Source organism: Microbacterium nymphoidis (genome assembly GCF_021044885.1).
Lineage (GTDB): Bacteria > Actinomycetota > Actinomycetes > Actinomycetales > Microbacteriaceae > Microbacterium > Microbacterium nymphoidis.
On the sequence record NZ_JAJNOD010000006.1, the window covers coordinates 26354 to 42996 of the forward strand.

The 16643-nt window shown below is 69.7% G+C and carries 15 protein-coding genes; 8 read left to right on the forward strand and 7 right to left on the reverse strand.

From position 1 onward, the window contains the following. Nucleotides 1-8: 8 nt before the first annotated feature. The 3 genes from LQ566_RS15085 to LQ566_RS15095 form a co-directional block, all read right to left on the reverse strand. Nucleotides 9-1346 (reverse strand): MFS transporter, encoded by a 1338-nt coding sequence (locus tag LQ566_RS15085; RefSeq protein WP_231092600.1) that lies wholly within the window; start codon nucleotides 1344-1346, stop codon nucleotides 9-11. A 116-nt stretch (nucleotides 1347-1462) separates the two neighbouring features. Further along, nucleotides 1463-3130 (reverse strand): phospho-sugar mutase, encoded by a 1668-nt coding sequence (locus LQ566_RS15090; protein ID WP_231092601.1) that lies wholly within the window; start codon nucleotides 3128-3130, stop codon nucleotides 1463-1465. Then, on the reverse strand, nucleotides 3130-3963 hold the full coding sequence (locus tag LQ566_RS15095; RefSeq protein ID WP_231092602.1) for a purine-nucleoside phosphorylase: 834 nt from the start codon (nucleotides 3961-3963) through the stop codon (nucleotides 3130-3132). Before LQ566_RS15095 ends, LQ566_RS15090 begins: the two co-directional genes overlap by 1 nt. 159 nt (nucleotides 3964-4122) lie before the next feature. Here LQ566_RS15095 and LQ566_RS15100 point away from each other — a divergent pair, with 159 nt between their 5' ends. The 3 genes from LQ566_RS15100 (at nucleotide 4123) to LQ566_RS15110 (ending at nucleotide 6660) form a co-directional block, all read left to right on the forward strand. Next, entirely contained in the window at nucleotides 4123-5574 is a 1452-nt protein-coding gene (locus tag LQ566_RS15100; protein ID WP_231092603.1) for an NAD(P)H-quinone dehydrogenase, read from the forward strand. A gap of 79 nt (nucleotides 5575-5653) precedes the next feature. Next, a complete protein-coding gene (locus LQ566_RS15105; protein WP_231092604.1) occupies nucleotides 5654-6091 on the forward strand; it encodes a hypothetical protein in 438 nt (145 codons plus the stop codon). Beyond that, nucleotides 6049-6660: a hypothetical protein gene (locus tag LQ566_RS15110; protein WP_231092605.1), complete on the forward strand. Its 612-nt coding sequence runs from the start codon at nucleotides 6049-6051 to the stop codon at nucleotides 6658-6660. Before LQ566_RS15105 ends, LQ566_RS15110 begins: the two co-directional genes overlap by 43 nt. Nucleotides 6661-6722: 62 nt before the next feature. Here the strand turns inward: LQ566_RS15110 and LQ566_RS15115 are convergent, their stop codons facing one another. Both LQ566_RS15115 and LQ566_RS15120 read right to left on the reverse strand, forming a co-directional pair. Further along, nucleotides 6723-8489: an acetyl/propionyl/methylcrotonyl-CoA carboxylase subunit alpha gene (locus LQ566_RS15115; protein WP_231092606.1), complete on the reverse strand. Its 1767-nt coding sequence runs from the start codon at nucleotides 8487-8489 to the stop codon at nucleotides 6723-6725. A gap of 125 nt (nucleotides 8490-8614) precedes the next feature. Continuing rightward, complete coding sequence (locus tag LQ566_RS15120) at nucleotides 8615-9259, reverse strand: Maf family protein (protein ID WP_231092742.1); 645 nt, start codon at nucleotides 9257-9259, stop codon at nucleotides 8615-8617. Nucleotides 9260-9309: 50 nt separating this feature from the next. Between LQ566_RS15120 and LQ566_RS15125 the strand changes: the two genes are divergently transcribed. The 4 genes from LQ566_RS15125 (at nucleotide 9310) to LQ566_RS15140 (ending at nucleotide 13613) form a co-directional block, all read left to right on the forward strand. Further along, entirely contained in the window at nucleotides 9310-10551 is a 1242-nt protein-coding gene (locus tag LQ566_RS15125; protein WP_231092607.1) for a class I SAM-dependent RNA methyltransferase, read from the forward strand. Between the two features lie 62 nt (nucleotides 10552-10613). After that, entirely contained in the window at nucleotides 10614-11279 is a 666-nt protein-coding gene (locus LQ566_RS15130; RefSeq protein ID WP_231092608.1) for a response regulator transcription factor, read from the forward strand. Next, entirely contained in the window at nucleotides 11269-12540 is a 1272-nt protein-coding gene (locus LQ566_RS15135; protein ID WP_231092609.1) for a sensor histidine kinase, read from the forward strand. Before LQ566_RS15130 ends, LQ566_RS15135 begins: the two co-directional genes overlap by 11 nt. Next, a complete protein-coding gene (locus LQ566_RS15140; protein WP_231092610.1) occupies nucleotides 12537-13613 on the forward strand; it encodes a DUF8320 family protein in 1077 nt (358 codons plus the stop codon). Before LQ566_RS15135 ends, LQ566_RS15140 begins: the two co-directional genes overlap by 4 nt. A 306-nt stretch (nucleotides 13614-13919) precedes the next feature. On the opposite strand, the gene LQ566_RS15145 is transcribed toward LQ566_RS15140, so the two are convergent. Together LQ566_RS15145 and LQ566_RS15150 are read right to left on the reverse strand one after the other, a co-directional pair. Continuing rightward, nucleotides 13920-14144, reverse strand: coding sequence for an acyl-CoA carboxylase epsilon subunit (locus LQ566_RS15145; RefSeq protein WP_231092611.1), 225 nt, complete (start codon nucleotides 14142-14144; stop codon nucleotides 13920-13922). Continuing rightward, nucleotides 14141-15742 carry an acyl-CoA carboxylase subunit beta gene (locus LQ566_RS15150; RefSeq protein WP_372459813.1) on the reverse strand — a complete coding sequence of 534 codons (1602 nt, stop codon included), beginning with the start codon at nucleotides 15740-15742 and terminating at the stop codon, nucleotides 14141-14143. The genes LQ566_RS15145 and LQ566_RS15150 overlap by 4 nt, the downstream gene beginning before the upstream one ends. Before the next feature lie 104 nt (nucleotides 15743-15846). On the opposite strand from LQ566_RS15150, the gene LQ566_RS15155 reads away from it, so the two are divergent. Then, entirely contained in the window at nucleotides 15847-16635 is a 789-nt protein-coding gene (locus tag LQ566_RS15155; protein WP_231092613.1) for a biotin--[acetyl-CoA-carboxylase] ligase, read from the forward strand. Nucleotides 16636-16643 lie beyond the last annotated feature (8 nt).

A 16643-nucleotide genomic window follows, 5' to 3' on the forward strand; every position in this document is an offset into this window, starting at 1 on the left:
CGCCCAGTCTAAGCACCGGCGTCGGCGTCCCCGCTTCCGGCGGCGGCTCTGCTCATCGCCCGCGCCGAGGCGACCGCGCGGCGTCCCGCCGGGATTAGCAGGGCGATCGCCACCACGACGATGGTGGCGATTCCCGCGGCCACCAGCAGCACCTCGACCGGCATGACGTCCGCGAGCGGTCCGAAGCCGAGCATGCCCACGGGCATGGCGAGGGCCATCACGATGCCGACGAACCCGAACACACGCCCCTGCCGCTCCGGTTCCACGGTCTCCTGCAGGAGGGTCATGGCGGTGGTGCCGAAGAACGGCACCACGAGGCCGGTCAGGAACATCGCGCCGAAGAAGATCCAGACGTTCGGGGACAGGCCCAGCACGATGGACAGCACCGCGAAGGCGAGGGATGCCGCGGTGATCAGGGTGATGCGGTCGCGCTGGGCGGCCCACAGCGCCACGAGGATGCCGCCCAGCGCCATGCCGATGCTGAAGGCGAGCTCCAGGATGGTGAGGTTGACCACGTCTCCGGCCTCGTCGCCAGCGGGGAAGGTGCGCACCACCATCAACGGGGTGAGGTTGGAGGGTGCGACCGTGAAGAGGAACACCACCGCGTAGAGCACCAGGAGCCAGCGAACGAACGCGTGGCCGAACACATACCGGATCCCGGCGGCCAGGTCTGCGAAGTACCCGACGGGCTCCTCCGCGGAGCGATCGACCTTGCTCACCCGCACCAGTGCGAGCAGAGCGATGCCGATCACGGCCGTGACCACGTCGATCGCGAAGATCGGCAGCAGCGCCTGCAGCCCGGAGCCGGTTCGCAGCGTCGCCCACGCGAAGATGGCGCCGGCGGCGGCCGGGGCGATGAGCATCATGATCGAGTTGATCGTCTGCATGATGCCGTTGACGCGCATCAGGTGTCGTTGCGGGCTGATCTGGGGGATCATCGCGGAGACCGCGGGGGTCTGGATGCCTGCGCCCGCCGATCGGATTGCGAGGGTGAGGAAGATCAGCCAGAGCGGCGCGTACCCCGCCAGCAGAAGGACCGCGAGGATCGCCGTCGTGAGCGCGATGGACCCGTCCGCGGCGATGATCAGGAGCTTGCGATTGTGACGATCCGCCCACACGCCACCGAAGATCGACACGATCGCCTGCGGGAGGAAACCGAACAGCGCCGCCAGCATCATCACCGAACCGGAGCGGAACTCCATCGTCAGGTACCAGAAGATCGCGTACTGGACCAGCATCGAGCCCAGCAGGCTCACGGTCTGGCCGCTGAAGAACAGCAGCAGGCCGCGCATCCAGTGAGGCGGATCTGCGGGCGGTGGGGAGGCGTCGTCTCTGGCGTCTGTCATCATTCTCTTCTTCGCGATATATCGCGAGAATTCTCCGGGAGTCAGAGAAGTGTGTCAAGACGGCGCAGACACGAGAACGGGTGGGACGGCCCTGCCGCCCCACCCGTTCTCGTGGTTCAGGAGAAGGCGCCGAGCAGGTCCCGAACGGCGGCGTCCATGGCCGCGATCCGTGCCTGCGATGCCTCGGCGGACTCCGCCTTCGCGTCCAGGTACACCTTGAGCTTCGGCTCGGTGCCGCTGGGGCGCACCACGATGCGGGAGCCGGAGGCGAGCCGGTAGCGCAGCACATCGCCGGACGGCGTGCCCTGCGGCGCTTCCAGCAAGTCCTCGGCCGTGCTCACGGCGTCATCGCCGAACGCGACCGGCGGCTGCGCGCGCAGACCCGCCATGATGCGTCCGATCAGCGACAGGTCCTCCACGCGGATCGAGACCTGACCGCTGGCGAAGTGCCCGAACGTCTCGCCGAACTCGTCCAGCAGGTCCGCGACGGTGCGCCCCTCGGCGCGGGCGTCGCAGGCGAGCTTCAGGAAGGCGATGGCTGCCGAGATGCCGTCCTTGTCGCGCACCGTCGTCGGGTTGACGAGATAGCCCAGGGCCTCCTCGAAACCGAACACCATCCCGGGCGCCCGAGAGATCCACTTGAAGCCGGTGAGCGTCTCGTGGAAGTCGAGCCCATAGTGGGCGGCGACCGCGCCCAGACCGGGGGAGGAGACCAGTGAGCAGGCGAGCGATGCGCCGGGGGTGCCGGCAGCCGCCCGTGCGTTCTGCCAGCCCAGGAGCAGCCCCACCTCGTTGCCGCTCAGCCGGCGCCAGCCGCCGTCGACATCCGCCGGAATGGCCACGGCCAGTCGGTCCGCATCGGGGTCGTTCGCGATGATGAGATCGGCGCCGGCCTCCCGAGCCGCGGCGAAGGACAGGTCCATCGCGCCCGGCTCCTCGGGGTTGGGGAAGGCCACCGTGGGGAACCGGCCGTCGGGCTGGATCTGCTCGGTCACCAGAATCGGTGCGGCGTATCCGGCCTCGGTGATGATGCGCGAGATGGTCTCGTACCCCACGCCGTGCATGGCGGTGTACACCCAGCGAAGGTCGGCGCCCGTTGCCGGAGCGGGGCCGACGGCGGCGGTGGCCGTGACGTACGCGTCCAGCACAGACTCGTCGGCGACCGTGTAGTCGGTCGACCGCGGCAGCGCGGGAACGGTGAGCGTATCGGCGACGCGCTGGATGTGCGCTGCGATCTGCTTGTCGGCGGGCGAGACGATCTGCGAGCCGTCGTCGCTCCCGCCGAGGTAGACCTTGTAGCCGTTGTCGTCGGGCGGGTTGTGGCTGGCGGTGACCATGACACCCGCGTCGGCCTTCAGCAGACGCACGGCGAACGCCAGCACCGGGGTCGGAAGCAGGCGCGGCAGGAGGATGGCCCGCAGTCCCGCTCCGGCGAAGATCTCGGCGGAATCGGTGGCGAAGACCTGCGAGTTGCGCCGGCCGTCGTAGCCGATGACCACGGTCGGCACGCCGTCGACGTGCTCCCGGAGATAGGCGGCGAAGCCCGCGGCGGCCTGTGACACGAGCACTCGGTTCATCCGGTTCGATCCCGCTTCCAGCCGGCCGCGGAGGCCGGCGGTCCCGAACTCCAGACGGGTGGCGAAGCGATCGACGAGGTCGGCGGAGGCAGCCTCGTCGCCGTCGGCGACCCGCGTCAGCAGCTGTGCGAGCTCGTCGCGGGTCGTCTGATCCGGATCCTGCGCGAGCCAGGCCTCCGCTCGGGTGACGGCATCTGCGACGCTCATCAGAGTCGTCCGATCACGCGTGCGAGCAGGTCGGAGATCACCGGCTCCGCGTCGCGGCCGGCTTCGATGACCTCCGCGTGGCTGAGCGGGGTCTTCTGGATGCCGGCGGCGAGGTTGGTGATCAGCGAGAAGCCGAGCACCTCCATGCCGGACTGGCGGGCGGCGATCGCCTCGAGAGCGGTGGACATCCCGCAGATGTGGCCGCCGATGGCCTTGGCCATCTGGACCTCGGCGGGCGTCTCGTAGTGCGGACCACGGAACTGGCAGTACACGCCGTCGTCGAGGGTCGCATCCACCTCGCGTGCGATGCCGCGCAGACGTGCGCTGTACAGATCGGTCAGGTCCACGAAGTTGGCGCCCTCGATGGGGGAATCCGCGGTGAGGTTGATGTGGTCGCTGATCAGCACGGGCTGACCCGGCTTCCAGCTCTCCTTGATGCCGCCGGCGCCGTTGGTGAGCACCATGATCTCCGCGCCGGTGGCGGCCGCGGTGCGCACGCTGTGCACCACGCGGCGGACGCCGTGACCCTCGTAGTAGTGGGTGCGTGCGCCGATGATGAGCACGTTCTTCCCGCTGTCCGTGCGCAGACTGCGGATCGTGCCGACGTGGCCCTCCAGCGCGGGCTTCGAGAACCCGGTGACCTCGGTGGCCGGAATCGTGGCGACGGTCTCGCCGATCAGATCCGCAGCCTTGCCCCAGCCGCTTCCGAGCGTGAGCGCGATGTCATGGCGCTCCACACCCGTCAGGCGTGCGATGTCGGCGGCAGCGGTGCGTGCGACGTCGAACGGATCGGTGTTCGCGTCGTCCAGCGGATTGTCGTGGTTCTCAGGCATCCTCCCACTCTAGGAACCCCACACGCCCCTCACCAGAGCACTCCACTGCTCATTCGCGCATGCCGTGCTCGCTTCATCGCGCGCGACTGGTCCCCATCCGCACCGGATGCGAGCCAGGTGCGCGCAATGAAGGGGATGTCGTTAGGGGAGAATGGGAGCATGGCATCCCTCTCTTTTGAGCGCACGCAGTCCGTCGCGATCATCGGCGGCGGTCCCGGCGGCTACGAGGCGGCGATTGCGGCAGCTCAGCTGGGTGCCGAGGTCACCCTGGTGGAGCGCGCGGGCGTCGGCGGTTCCGCGGTGATCACCGACGTCGTCCCCTCCAAATCCCTGATCGCCACGGCCGATGCCGCGGTCGCGATCAGCGAGGCCAGTGACCTCGGCGTGCAGTTCTTCGCGAAGGGAGCCGACGGCAAGCCGCTCAAGCCCCAGGTGGCCATCAACCTCGCCGCCGTCAACAAGCGACTGCTGACGCTGGCGCGTCAGCAGTCCGACGACATGCGAAGCGCGCTGCTGGAGGCCGGCGTCCGCATCATCAACGGCCACGGGCGCCTGGAGGGGGACCGCGCGGTGGTGGTCTCCACCGGCCCCGGCGGCACCGACTTCGACCGGGTGGAGGCCGACACGCTGGTGGTCTCGGTGGGCGCCTCCCCGCGCCGGCTGCCGTCCGCGATGCCCGACGGCGAGCGCATCCTCACCTGGACCCAGCTGTACGACATGAAGGAGCTGCCGAAGCACCTCATCGTGGTGGGCTCCGGTGTCACCGGTGCCGAGTTCGCCTCGGCCTACATGAACCTCGGCGCTCAGGTCACCCTCATCTCCAGCCGTGATCAGATCCTGCCCTCCGAGGATGCCGACGCCGCTGCGGTGCTGGAGAAGGTCTTCAAGCGCGGTGGCATGAAGGTGCTCAACAAGTCTCGTGCCGAAAAGGTGGAGCGAAGCGGCGACGGTGTCGTCGTCACGCTCGCCGACGGTCGCACGGTCGAGGGCAGCCACTGCCTCCTGGCCGTGGGATCGATCCCGAACACGGCCGGCATCGGCCTGGAGGAGGCGGGCGTGCAGCTGGCCGACTCCGGCCACATCGTGGTCAACCGCGTGGCGCGCACCTCCGTGCCCAACATCTACGCCGCGGGCGACTGCACCGACTTCATGCCGCTGGCGTCGGTGGCCTCCATGCAGGGGCGCACAGCCGTGTTCCACGCGCTCGGTGACATCGTCATCCCGCTGGAGAAGGGCCGGATCACCGCCAACATCTTCACCGCCCCCGAGGTCGCCTCGGTCGGCTTCACCGAGCAGGACGTCCTGGACGGCAAGGCTGACGGCGTCGTGCACAAGCTGCCGCTGGCCGCGAACCCGCGCGCCAAGATGATCGGCATGAAGGACGGCTTCGTGAAGATCATCGCGCGGAAGGGATCGGGAACCGTCATCGGCGGTGTCATCGTCGCCCCGCGCGCCTCTGAGCTGATCTACCCGATCGCCATCGCCGTCGAGCGACGCCTCACGGTGGACCAGGTGTCGCGCGTGTTCGCCGTGTACCCGTCGCTGACCGGGTCCATCACGGATGCCATGCGGGCGATGCACCTCGTCAACCGGCAGGAATCCGGCGCCTGACCCGTTTCATCGTGCGCACTTGGCTCCTTTCGGGCAGCCGAAGGAGCCAAGTGCGCACGATGAAACTAAGTTGGGTCCCGTGGTGACCCCAGACCTGCCGTCGGCACCGACGCTGCCGCCCATCCCGTGGCCACGCGCCTGGGCGCCCCCGCGGCGATCCCGCTTCCCGCTGGCCGCCGGGTGGGTGATCGTCGCGCTCGCGGTGGCTGCCCTGCTCAACCCGGCGGCGCTGACGGCGGCAGCGAGCGAACCCGCCGGAGTCCTCGGGCGGGTGCTCGGCTCTGCCGTGGTCGCCGGCTTCGGTGCAGCGGTCATCCTGATCTTCGCGGGGCAGCGTCCGCCCGTCGCACCACCGCGATTGATCAACGCCGTCACTCTGACGCGCGCACAGCGCGATCTTCCCGATGACTGGGTGCACTTCTTCCCCGAACGGCGTCGCGGGGCGAGCATGGTGGCCGGCTTCGCGGCGCTGGCGTGTTGCTGCTGCTGGGCGCGGCGACAGCAGCGGCGGTCGTGATCGTGCCGGATCCGGCACGCGATGCCGGGACACGCGTGACGGCGGCCGTGATCGGCACCGTGGTGGGGCTCGCGGGCCTGCTTTTCGCCGGGGCCGCGATCCGCACGGGGATCGGCCGGATGCGCGGCGGATCGTTCGGCAGACGGGCGATGGGGCTCGCGATCGGGCGTAGGGCGGTGCTCGTCACCGGTGTGGAGCTGGTCGCCGTGATCCCCTGGAGCGCGATTCGCCGCGTCGAGGCGGATGCCATGCGATTCGCGCCGAGCGAACGCACGATTGTCGGAGGCCGTCGGCGTGACGATGCGGAGGTCCCCACCATCGTGCTGCATCTCGACCCGGCAGGGATCTCCGCGGAGCTGAGGGCCGTGACGTTCGAGGCGGCGCCCGGGGATCCGGTGTTCACGCTCACCGCAGACTCGAGCGATGTCCATCCCTGGGTGCTGTGGGCTGCGCTGTCGTATTTCTCGGACTCGGCGCGCCGCGAATCGCTGGGAACCACGTTCGCGCAGCGCGCCCTGTCGTCGTGGGCAGCGGGCGTCGCTGCGGCGGATCGATCGCGTCGCTCCTGACAGGTGGCCGCCACGGACAGCAGAAGGGCCCCGAGGTGATCGGGGCCCTTCTCACATCGGTCTCAGCTGATGGTGAGCAGCTGGTGACCGGCGGACACGGTCTCGCCCGCGCTGGCGTTGATCGCGCCGATCACGCCGTCCTTGTGCGCCTGCAGCGGCTGTTCCATCTTCATCGCTTCGAGCACTACGACCAGATCGCCCTTGACGACCTGCTGGCCCTCTTCGACCGCGACCTTCACGACGGTGGCCTGCATCGGCGACTTCACAGCGTCGCCCGAGGCTCCGGCGGAGGCGGTGGACTTGTGCGAGCGGCGCGACGGCGGGGCCACGGCGGGACGGCCCGCACCGACGGCGGGGCCGACGATGCGGTCGGGCAGGCTCACCTCGAGGCGCTTGCCGGCGACCTCGACGACGACGGTGTGGCGGCCGGCGGCGTCGGCGGCGGGCTCCAGCTCACCGTCCCATGCGGGGATCTCGTTCACGAACTCGGTCTCGATCCAGCGCGTGTGCACGGCGAAGACGCCGTCCTCCGCAGTGAACGCGGGCTCACGCACGACCTGGCGGTCGAACGGCAGGACCGTGGGCAGCCCCGCGACCTCGAACTCGTCGAGGACGCGGCGCGAGCGCTCCAGCGCCTCCGCGCGGTCCTTGCCCGTGACGATGATCTTCGCGAGCAGCGAGTCGAATGCACCCGAGACAGTGTCTCCGGCGGTCACACCGGAATCGAGACGGATGCCGGGGCCGCCGAAGGTCTTGAACACCTTGATGGGCCCGGGCTGGGGGAGGAAGCCGCGACCCGGGTCCTCGCCGTTGATGCGGAACTCGATCGAGTGGCCCACCGGCTTCGGGTCGTCGTAATCGAGCAGACCGCCTTCGGCGAGGCGGAACTGCTCACGCACGAGGTCGAGTCCGGTGACCTCTTCGGAGACCGGATGCTCGACCTGCAGGCGGGTGTTCACCTCGAGGAACGACACCGTGCCGTCCGCGCCGATGAGGAACTCGCAGGTTCCCGCACCGACATAGCCGACCTCCTTGAGGATGGCCTTGGAGGCCGAGTACAGCAGCTCGTTCTGCTCGTCCGTGAGGAACGGCGCAGGGGCCTCCTCGACCAGCTTCTGGTTGCGGCGCTGCAGCGAGCAGTCACGTGTGGAGACGACAACCACGTTGCCCGCAGCGTCCGCGAGGCACTGGGTTTCGACGTGACGGGGCTTGTCGAGGAACTTCTCGACGAAGCACTCGCCGCGACCGAAGGCGGCGACCGCCTCACGAGTGGCGGAGTCGAACAGGTCGGGGATCTCCTCGACCGTGCGGGCGACCTTCAGGCCGCGGCCGCCACCGCCGTAGGCCGCCTTGATGGCGACGGGGAGACCGAACTCCTCGGCGAAGGCGACGACCTCCGCGGCGGATTCGATGGTGCCCTGGGTGCCGGGGGCGAGCGGAGCGCCCACCTTCTCGGCCACGTGGCGTGCGGTGACCTTGTCGCCCAGCGCCTCGATGGCCTCCGGGGACGGGCCGATCCAGGTGATGCCCGCGCCGATCACCGCACGGGCGAAGTCGGCGTTCTCAGCGAGGAAGCCGTAGCCGGGGTGGATGGCGTCCGCTCCCGCGCGGCGGGCGACGGAGAGGATCTTGTCGATGACCAGGTAGGTCGAGGCTGAGGTCGAGCCCTCGAGAGCATAGGCCTCGTCGGCCAGGCGAGCGTGCATCGCGTCACGATCCTGGTCGGCGTATACGGCGACGGACGCGATCCCCGCGTCTCGTGCTGCGCGAATGATGCGGACGGCGATCTCGCCGCGGTTAGCGATCAAGACCTTCGAGATTGCAGGCATGAGTGCCAGACTACCGCGACGAATGCGCGATCTTTTGAGCACTCTCGACAAGAATCTGCGGAATACGTTTCAGACGACCTACCAACACCGCGCAGGAGTGTGATCACACCGCCGCGGGGAGGCGATCACCGGTTCCAGAGCGTCGGCCACGCCACGCCGAGCTGAGCCGCCAGCCGCCGAAGCGTTGACAGCGACATCCCGATCACCGTGGACGGCTCGCCCTCGATCCGCTCGATGAACGGCCCTCCCAGACTGTCCAGGGTGAACGCGCCCGCCACCTGCAGCGGCTCCCCGCTGGCGATGTAGGCGTCCAGTTCGGCATCTGTCATGTCGTCGACGAACGAGACCGACGCCTCCGCGACGGCGTCGGCCTGCCCCTGCACCGCGCCACCCTCCACGCGCAGCACGCTGTGACCGGAGTGCAGCACCCCGGTGCGACCGCGCATGAGGTGCCACCGTTCGCGGGCGACGGCCGCCTCATGGGGCTTGCCGTAGACCGTGCCGTCGAGCTCGAACATCGAGTCGCCGCCGATCACGATGCCGTCGAAACCGGGAGCGAGATCATCGATGCGCTCCGCCACGGCGGCGGCCTTGAGCGAGGCGAGAACCTGGACGTGCTCGGCGGGGGAGAGCGTGCGGCCGAGCTCCGATTCGAGAGAAGCCACCGCCGCGTCCTCATCGACTCCCGGCGAGTGCAGCAATGGCTCGATCCCTGCCTGGCGCAGCAGCATGAGACGGGCGGGGGACGTGGACGCGAGCAGCACCTGCATGAGTGACAGGCTATCCAGTCCGACGGCGGCGGGCATGGGAGAATCGACCAGTGCCCACTCCTGCTGAAGACACCCTCGACCTGACCATCACCGGCGTCGCCCACGGCGGCGTGTTCGTCGCCCGTCACGAGGGGCGCGTGGTGTTCGTGTCCGACGCGATCCCCGGTGAGAGAGTGCGCGCGCGACTCACCGACACCAACAAGAAGTCGTTCTGGCGCGCAGAGACGGTGGAGGTGCTGGAGGCCTCCGAGCACCGACGCCCGCACGTCTGGGCGCCGGCGGACATCAGCCACGCTCCCGAGGACCGCCCGGGCGGCGCGGACTTCGGACACGTCGACCTCGCGCACCAGCGAACCCTCAAATCGGACGTGCTCACCGACGCGCTGCGCCGATTCGGGGGCATCGAGCGCTCCGTCGACGTGCGCGCGGTCGACGGCGAGACCGACGGACTGCGCTGGCGCACCCGGGTGAGCCTGCACGTGGACGACGCCGGGAATGTCGGACCGTACGCCGCGCGCAGCCATCGCGTGATCCCGGTGGAGGAGCTCCCGCTGGCCACGCTGCCGATCGAGCGCGCCGCCGACAAGCTGTTCGCCGGACGCGGTGACCGCATCGACCTGGTCCAGCCCGCCGACGGTCGCGTGCGTGTGATCAACCGCCGCGCCGAGCAGAACGCACGCGAGCAGCACGAGGTGGTCGTCGAGACCGTGGGCCAGCGCGAGTTCCAGGTGGATGCCGATGGTTTCTGGCAGGTGCACCGCGGCGCCGCTGCCACGCTCGACGCCGCGATCCGCCGGCTCCTCGGCGATGAGCACGTCGATCCGGACGCCTGGCACCTCGACCTCTACGGCGGTGTGGGCCTGTTCGGTGCCACGGTCGCGGACCTCGGCGGCTCTCGCATCACGAGCGTGGAGGCGGATGCCCGGGCCACGGAGCACGCCGGGGAGAACCTCTCCGAGTGGGTGGGTGCGCGGGCCGAGACGGCGCGGGTGGACCGCTACCTGCGCTCACTGGTGCAGGGGGCCTCCGCGCGGGAGAAGGAGCGACTCGCCCAGGGCGTCGTCGTGCTGGATCCACCGCGCACCGGGGCCGGTCGCGGTGTGGTCACCGACCTCGCGGCGCTGTCACCGCGCACGATCGTCTATGTGGCGTGCGATCCCGTGGCCCTCGCACGCGATCTCGGCACCTTCCGGGAGCTGGGCTATGCGGCCGACGCGATCGAGGCGTTCGACCTGTTCCCGCACTCCCACCATCTGGAGACGGTGGCGCTGCTGCATCGGGCCGACGGATAAGCGCAGCGCAGCGGCGCGATCGCCGAGATGTCGGGGTTCGTCCGCGCCGCTAGGCTGACCCTATGATCCGCGTGTGCCTCATCGACGACCACGAGTCGGTTCGTCTGGGACTGGAAGCAGCCCTGCTGCGCGAGGGCGCCGACGTCATCTTCAGCGGTGAGAACGTCACCTCCTACCTGCGGTGGCGCCGCGCGGGCAACGAGGCACCGGCGGACGTGGCGGTGCTCGACCTCGGTCTCGGCGACGGCAGCGCCATCACCGACAATGTTCGTCGCATCGTGCTGGACGGCTCGGCCGTGATCATCCACAGCGTCGCCGACCGGCCCGCGGCCGTGCGCGAGTCCCTCGCCGCCGGAGCGATCGGCGTGGTGAGCAAGTCGGCCCCGATCGGCGAAGTGATCGCCGCAGTGCGCACCGTGGCCGCGGGGCGCCCGCTGGACAACGTGGAGTGGGCGAGCGCCGTGGACGGTGATGCCGACTTCGCGCTCGCGCAGCTGTCCCAGCGCGAACGCGAGGTGCTGGCCCTGTACGCCACGGGGCTGCCGCTGAAAGTCGTGGCCGATCGCCTCGGCATCGCCTTCAGCACCGCGAAGGAGAACATCGCGCGCGTGCGGGCGAAGTACACCGACGTCGGACGTCCGGCACCCACCAAGGTCGACCTCCTCATGCGTGCGATGGAAGACGGGATCATCGACGATGCGGACAAGAACGCACCGCGTGTCGGCTGAGTCCCGGCGCCGCCGCACCGCCGACGTCGACGCGGAGCCGCTGTTCTGGGGATCGATCCCGGAATCCGGCGGCTTCACCCGCGCGCGCATCGAGCGCATCTTCGCCCTGGTGATCGGTCTGGTCTGCATCGTTTTCGGGGCACAGGCCGCGGTGGCGGCCCTCGGCAGCACGGAGACCGGATCGTGGCACACGCCTATGATCGTCGTGGTCTTCGGCGCCCTCGCCGTCATGATCGTCACGGGGATCATCGGCCGTGGGGCACGCAGCGGCGCCGGACTGTTCTGCGTGGTGTTCATCGCCCTGCTGGTGGTGTGGCCGTTCGCCTCCGAGGGCAGCGTCGTCTCGGCCACCGAGCAGCCCTGGATCTGGTTCCTCATCAACGTCGCCACGGTCGGCGCCGCCCTCGCCTTCCCGCTCCCGCTCGCCGTGGTTCTCACGGTGCTGATCCCTCTCGGGTTCGCGGCCGTGCGCATCATCCAGGGCGGCGGGACCGCTGAGTTCTGGCGGGCGAATCTCGCCGACGTGTCGTTCTCGCTCATCTTCGGCTTCGTGCTGCTGATCATCGTGTGGATGACCCGCTCGGTGGGTATCTCCGTGGACCGTGCCCGCGCGCAGGCGCTGGACAGTTACGCCGAGGCCGCGGCGATCGACGCCGCCGAGCAGGAGCGGATGGAACTGGCCGCTCTCATCCACGACAGCGTGCTCTCCGCGCTCATCGCCGCCGAACGGGCCGACTCGCCGCGGGAGCGCGAACTCGCCACCTCGATGGCCCAAGCCGCGCTGTCGGGTCTCGCGGGTGCCGAGGACCCCGAGGACGACGATGACACCACGCCGGTCACCACCCGCGTGATCGCGCAGGACATCGCGGCGGCGGCGCACGGTTTCGGCTTCACCCTGCCCGTGCGGTGCCCGACCGAGACCTCCATCCCCCGTGATGTGGCACGTGCGCTCACTCTCGCGGCCATCCAGGCGGTGGCCAACGCCATCCAGCACGCCGACGCGGTCGGACTGACCACCGACGTGGAGTCGATTCGGGGAGGCTGCCAGATCACCGTGTCGGATCTCGGCGGCGGCATGGATCTGACCGCGGTCCCCGAGGACCGGCTCGGCATCCGCGGCTCGATCATCGCGCGGGTCGAGGCGGTGGGCGGGACCGTGAGCCTGCAGTCCTCGGTCGCCGGCACGCGCGTGACCATGCGGTGGCTGCCGGAGGGCGCCGTCTCCGCGGGTGCCGCGACCGAGCGGATGGAGTTCCAGTGACCGTGCTCCCGGTACGCAGGCTCCTCGTCGGGCTCGGCCTGGTCTTCGCCGTCTACCTGGCTTCGCGCGGTCTGATGTGGACGGCGACACCGTCGGCGCCGGTGGTCTACGTGAGCGCCCTCGCGCTGGGTGTGATCTCGACCGCGATCTGCCTCTTCGCCGACTCCCGCATCCCGGCGGCCTACCCGGACGCGCCGCTCACCGCAGGAAATCGTGGCCCCAGCAAGCTGCCGGTCTGGGCCGCGGTGCTGGCGGTGGCGACCGCCGCCCTGGTGCCCACGGCAGTGTCGCTCAGCGTGGGGGCGGATCATCGGGCCGAGTCCTGGGCCACCAGCTACGTCGGCCTGATCGGAGCCCTGCTGACCGTTGCGACCGTGCGGCGCCGTCCCGGATTCGCGTGGGCCGGCACGGCGGCGCTCGCCGTGAGCACCACCGCCTGGCTGGGGCCGATCGTGGCCCTGGGGCAGGGCCTCACCGGATCGGTGATGTGGATCGTGGGGGCGCAGCTGCTCCTCGGCTTCCTCGACCGGGCTGCGCGGGACACCGTTCGTCTCGTGGAACTGCAGCGTGCCGCCGTGGCCTGGCAGGCCGTTCAGGAGACGCGCCGGCGTGAACGGCGGGTGCGTGTGCGCTTCGCCCTCCAGGTGGCAGCCCCGATCCTGGTACGGGTGATCCAGTCCGGGGGCGAGCTGACCCCCGACGAGCGAGCGCAGGCCCGTCTGGCCGAGGGCAGCCTGCGTGACGAACTGCGCGGAGCCCGCCTGCTCGATGACCGCGTGCGGGCCGAACTGGACAGCGCGCGTCGCCGGGGCAGCACCATCACGGTCTTCGACGAGGGCGGCCTGGACGGTCTCGACCAGCAGTCGCTGGATCGCATCCGCGGCGAGCTGGCCGACATCGTCTCCGGCACTGTCGCGTCGCGCCTGATCATCCGCACCGCTCGCGATCCGCGCGTCGCCGTCACGGTGGTCGGGCGCATGGACGAGTCGGACGACGAGGACTCCGTGGTGCTGTGGGAGGAGATCCCGCGTCAGCGGGTGGCCGCTGACGATCCGCGGCGGGCGCGCGACTGATCCGCGGGGGAGCCCCTCTCGTCACCCGTGGATCTGTCGCCCCATGAGTTCCGGGCCGGACGCCGACGAGGGGGAGTCAGTTCCTCACCCCTCGTCCTGGCGTCCGAGCCACCCGAAGACTCAGACTGCACCGGCGCGGACCGTACCCTGAAAACGGCCGGACCGGTGAACGCAGAGCGTCGTCCCCTCAGTATGTGCGAGATACATGCCGCTGTCTGTCGGTCGTTTGGGGGACAGATGGGGGACAGGAGGACGGGGCTCACATGACTGTGGGCCACCGCAGGGCGGTGGCCCACAGCCGAGACTTCAGCGGCTGAAGCGGCCCCAGCCGACCTCTCGATTCAGCGGGCGCCGCAGGCTCCGGCGCGTCTGCATCCAGGCGGACGGTCGCGGACCGTCGTCGGCCTCCAGGCTCGCTACCTCGGCGGCGTACGCGTCACTGACCACCGCGACCACGGCCGCCAGCTCCTCGGGGGTGGGGTGTCCCCGGCGGATCTCCAGCGTGACCGGGGCGTCGTCGTGCTCGCTCACAGCGGGATGTTCCCGTGCTTCTTGGCGGGCAGCTCGGCGCGCTTGCCGCGCAGCGAGCGCAGGGCCTTCGCGATGGCCACGCGGGTCGCGGCGGGCTCGATGATCCCGTCGATCTCACCGCGCTCGGCGGCCAGGAACGGGCTCGTGACGTTGTACGTGTACTCGTTGGCGAGCTTCGTGCGCACCGCGTTCACGTCTTCACCGGCCTCCTCGGCCGCGCGGATCTCGCTGCGGTAGAGGATGTTGACGGCGCCCTGGCCGCCCATGACGGCGATCTCCGCCGTCGGCCAGGCGAGGTTGACGTCGGCGCCCAGCTGCTTGGAGCCCATCACGATGTACGCGCCGCCGTAGGCCTTGCGCAGGATGACGGTGACCAGCGGCACGGTGGCCTCGGCGTAGGCGTAGATGAGCTTCGCGCCGCGGCGGATGACACCGGTCCATTCCTGGTCGGTGCCGGGCAGGTAGCCGGGCACGTCCACGAGCGTGACGATCGGGATCGAGAACGCATCGCAGAACCGCACGAATCGGCTGGCCTTCTCGCCCGCCTCGATGTTGAGGGTGCCGGCCATCTGCGAAGGCTGGTTGGCGATGATGCCGACGCTGCGACCCTCCACGCGGCCGAAGCCGATGAGGATGTTGGGCGCGTACAGCGGCTGGACTTCAAGGAACTCGCCGTCGTCGACGATCTTCTCGATGACGCCCTTCATGTCGTAGGGCTGGGTGGGAAGATCGGGGATGACGGTGTTCAGCTGACGATCGAGGTCCGTGGTCTCGAATTCGAAGTGCGAGTCGTACCCGGGGGCATCGGTCATGTTGTTGTCCGGCAGGAACGACAGGAGGGTGCGCGCGTAGTCGATCGCGTCCTCCTCATCGCTGGCCAGGTAGTGCGCCACACCAGAGCGGGTGTTGTGGGTGTACGCACCGCCCAGCTCCTCCATGCCGACGTCCTCGCCGGTGACGGTCTTGATCACGTCGGGGCCGGTGACGAACATCTGGCTGGTCTTGTCGACCATGATCACGAAGTCGGTGAGCGCCGGGCCGTACACGGCACCGCCGGCCGCCGGGCCCATGATGATCGAGATCTGCGGGATGACGCCGGAGGACGCCGTGTTCATCCGGAAGATCTCGCCGTACTTGCTGAGGGCGAGCACACCCTCCTGGATGCGCGCCCCACCCGAGTCCAGGATGCCGATGATCGGCATACCGCCGCGCAGCGCGTACTCCATGATCTTGATGATCTTGTTCCCGGAGACCTCGCCCAGCGAGCCGCCGAATGTCGTGAAGTCCTGCGAGTAGAGCGCCACGGTGCGGCCGTTGATGGTGCCGATGCCGGTGACGACCGAATCGCCGTAGGGGCGGGAGCGATCCATGCCGAATGCCGTGGTGCGGTGGCGCACGTACTCGTCGAACTCCACGAAGCTGCCCTGATCCACGAGCATCTCGATGCGCTCGCGCGCGGTCAGCTTGCCCTTCGCGTGCTGCTTGTCCTGGGCCAGCTTCTCGGGCTGTACGACGGCCTCTGTGAAACGGGCACGGAGGTCGGCGATCTTGCCAGCGGTCGTCGCGAAGTCGTAGGTCTCGTCGGTCACGGATTCCACCCTAGTAGCGGTGCCTCGCCGAACGCCTGTGGCGAATCCACAATCCCGCACCTCGGGTTCTGTGCCCGTCGCAGCCCGTGGGCGCATCGTCGTAGGGTGCCGGTATGACGATTCCCGCGAACGGATACCCGCTGACTGCAGCCGTGAGCCCCCGCGTCCAGGTGGCCGAGCACACCGGGTCGACGAACGCCGACCTCGTGGTCGCGGCCTCGGCGGAGGAGTACCCCCACCTGTCGGTGCTGCTGACCACCGATCAGCGCTCGGGGCGCGGGCGCCTCGACCGGCGCTGGGAGACCCCGCCGGGTTCCGCGCTCGCCGTCAGTGTGCTGCTGCGGGTCGGGGAGCTGCCGCTCGATGCACGCGGCTGGATTCCGCTGGCTGCCGGATGGGCGATGACCGAGGCGATCCGCGCCCAGCTGACGGACCAGGACGTGGCCCTCAAATGGCCCAACGACGTCCTGGTGGGAGGGCGGAAGATCTGCGGCATCCTCGCCGAGGCGACGCTGGATTTCGCCGCCGTCGTGGTGGGCTCCGGGATCAATACGGCCATGGCTCCGGAGCAGCTCCCGGTCGAGACGGCCACGTCGTTCGCCGTGGAGGGTGAGGTCTGCGACGAGGATCGCCTCATGGCCGACTACCTGGTGCGCCTGGACCGCGCCCTGACCGCCCTGATCGCTGCGGGGGGCGATGCCGTGGCCAGCGGGCTGCACGCGGATGTGGTCGGCGTGTGCGGGACTCTCGGGCGGGCGGTTCGCGTGTCCCTTCCCGATGGGTCTGTGCTGGAGGGAACCGCCACGGGGATCGACGCCGAGGGGCGCCTGCAGGTGACCCGCGCCGGTGCCGCTGAGCCCGCGGCGGTCTCGGCGGGTGACATCGTCCACCTCCGTTTCTGACGCGGACG

Excerpts from the sequence above, each read along its gene's own strand:
- LQ566_RS15115 (WP_231092606.1), bottom strand. The coding sequence starts at position 8,489 with ATGCCTGCAATCTCGAAGGTCTTGATCGCTAACCGCGGCGAGATCGCC.
- LQ566_RS15155 (WP_231092613.1), top strand. The coding sequence starts at position 15,847 with ATGACGATTCCCGCGAACGGATACCCGCTGACTGCAGCCGTGAGCCCC.
- LQ566_RS15095 (WP_231092602.1), bottom strand. The coding sequence starts at position 3,963 with ATGCCTGAGAACCACGACAATCCGCTGGACGACGCGAACACCGATCCG.
- LQ566_RS15120 (WP_231092742.1), bottom strand. The coding sequence starts at position 9,259 with ATGCAGGTGCTGCTCGCGTCCACGTCCCCCGCCCGTCTCATGCTGCTG.
- LQ566_RS15130 (WP_231092608.1), top strand. The coding sequence starts at position 10,614 with ATGATCCGCGTGTGCCTCATCGACGACCACGAGTCGGTTCGTCTGGGA.
- LQ566_RS15100 (WP_231092603.1), top strand. The coding sequence starts at position 4,123 with ATGGCATCCCTCTCTTTTGAGCGCACGCAGTCCGTCGCGATCATCGGC.
- LQ566_RS15090 (WP_231092601.1), bottom strand. The coding sequence starts at position 3,130 with ATGAGCGTCGCAGATGCCGTCACCCGAGCGGAGGCCTGGCTCGCGCAG.
- LQ566_RS15085 (WP_231092600.1), bottom strand. The coding sequence starts at position 1,346 with ATGACAGACGCCAGAGACGACGCCTCCCCACCGCCCGCAGATCCGCCT.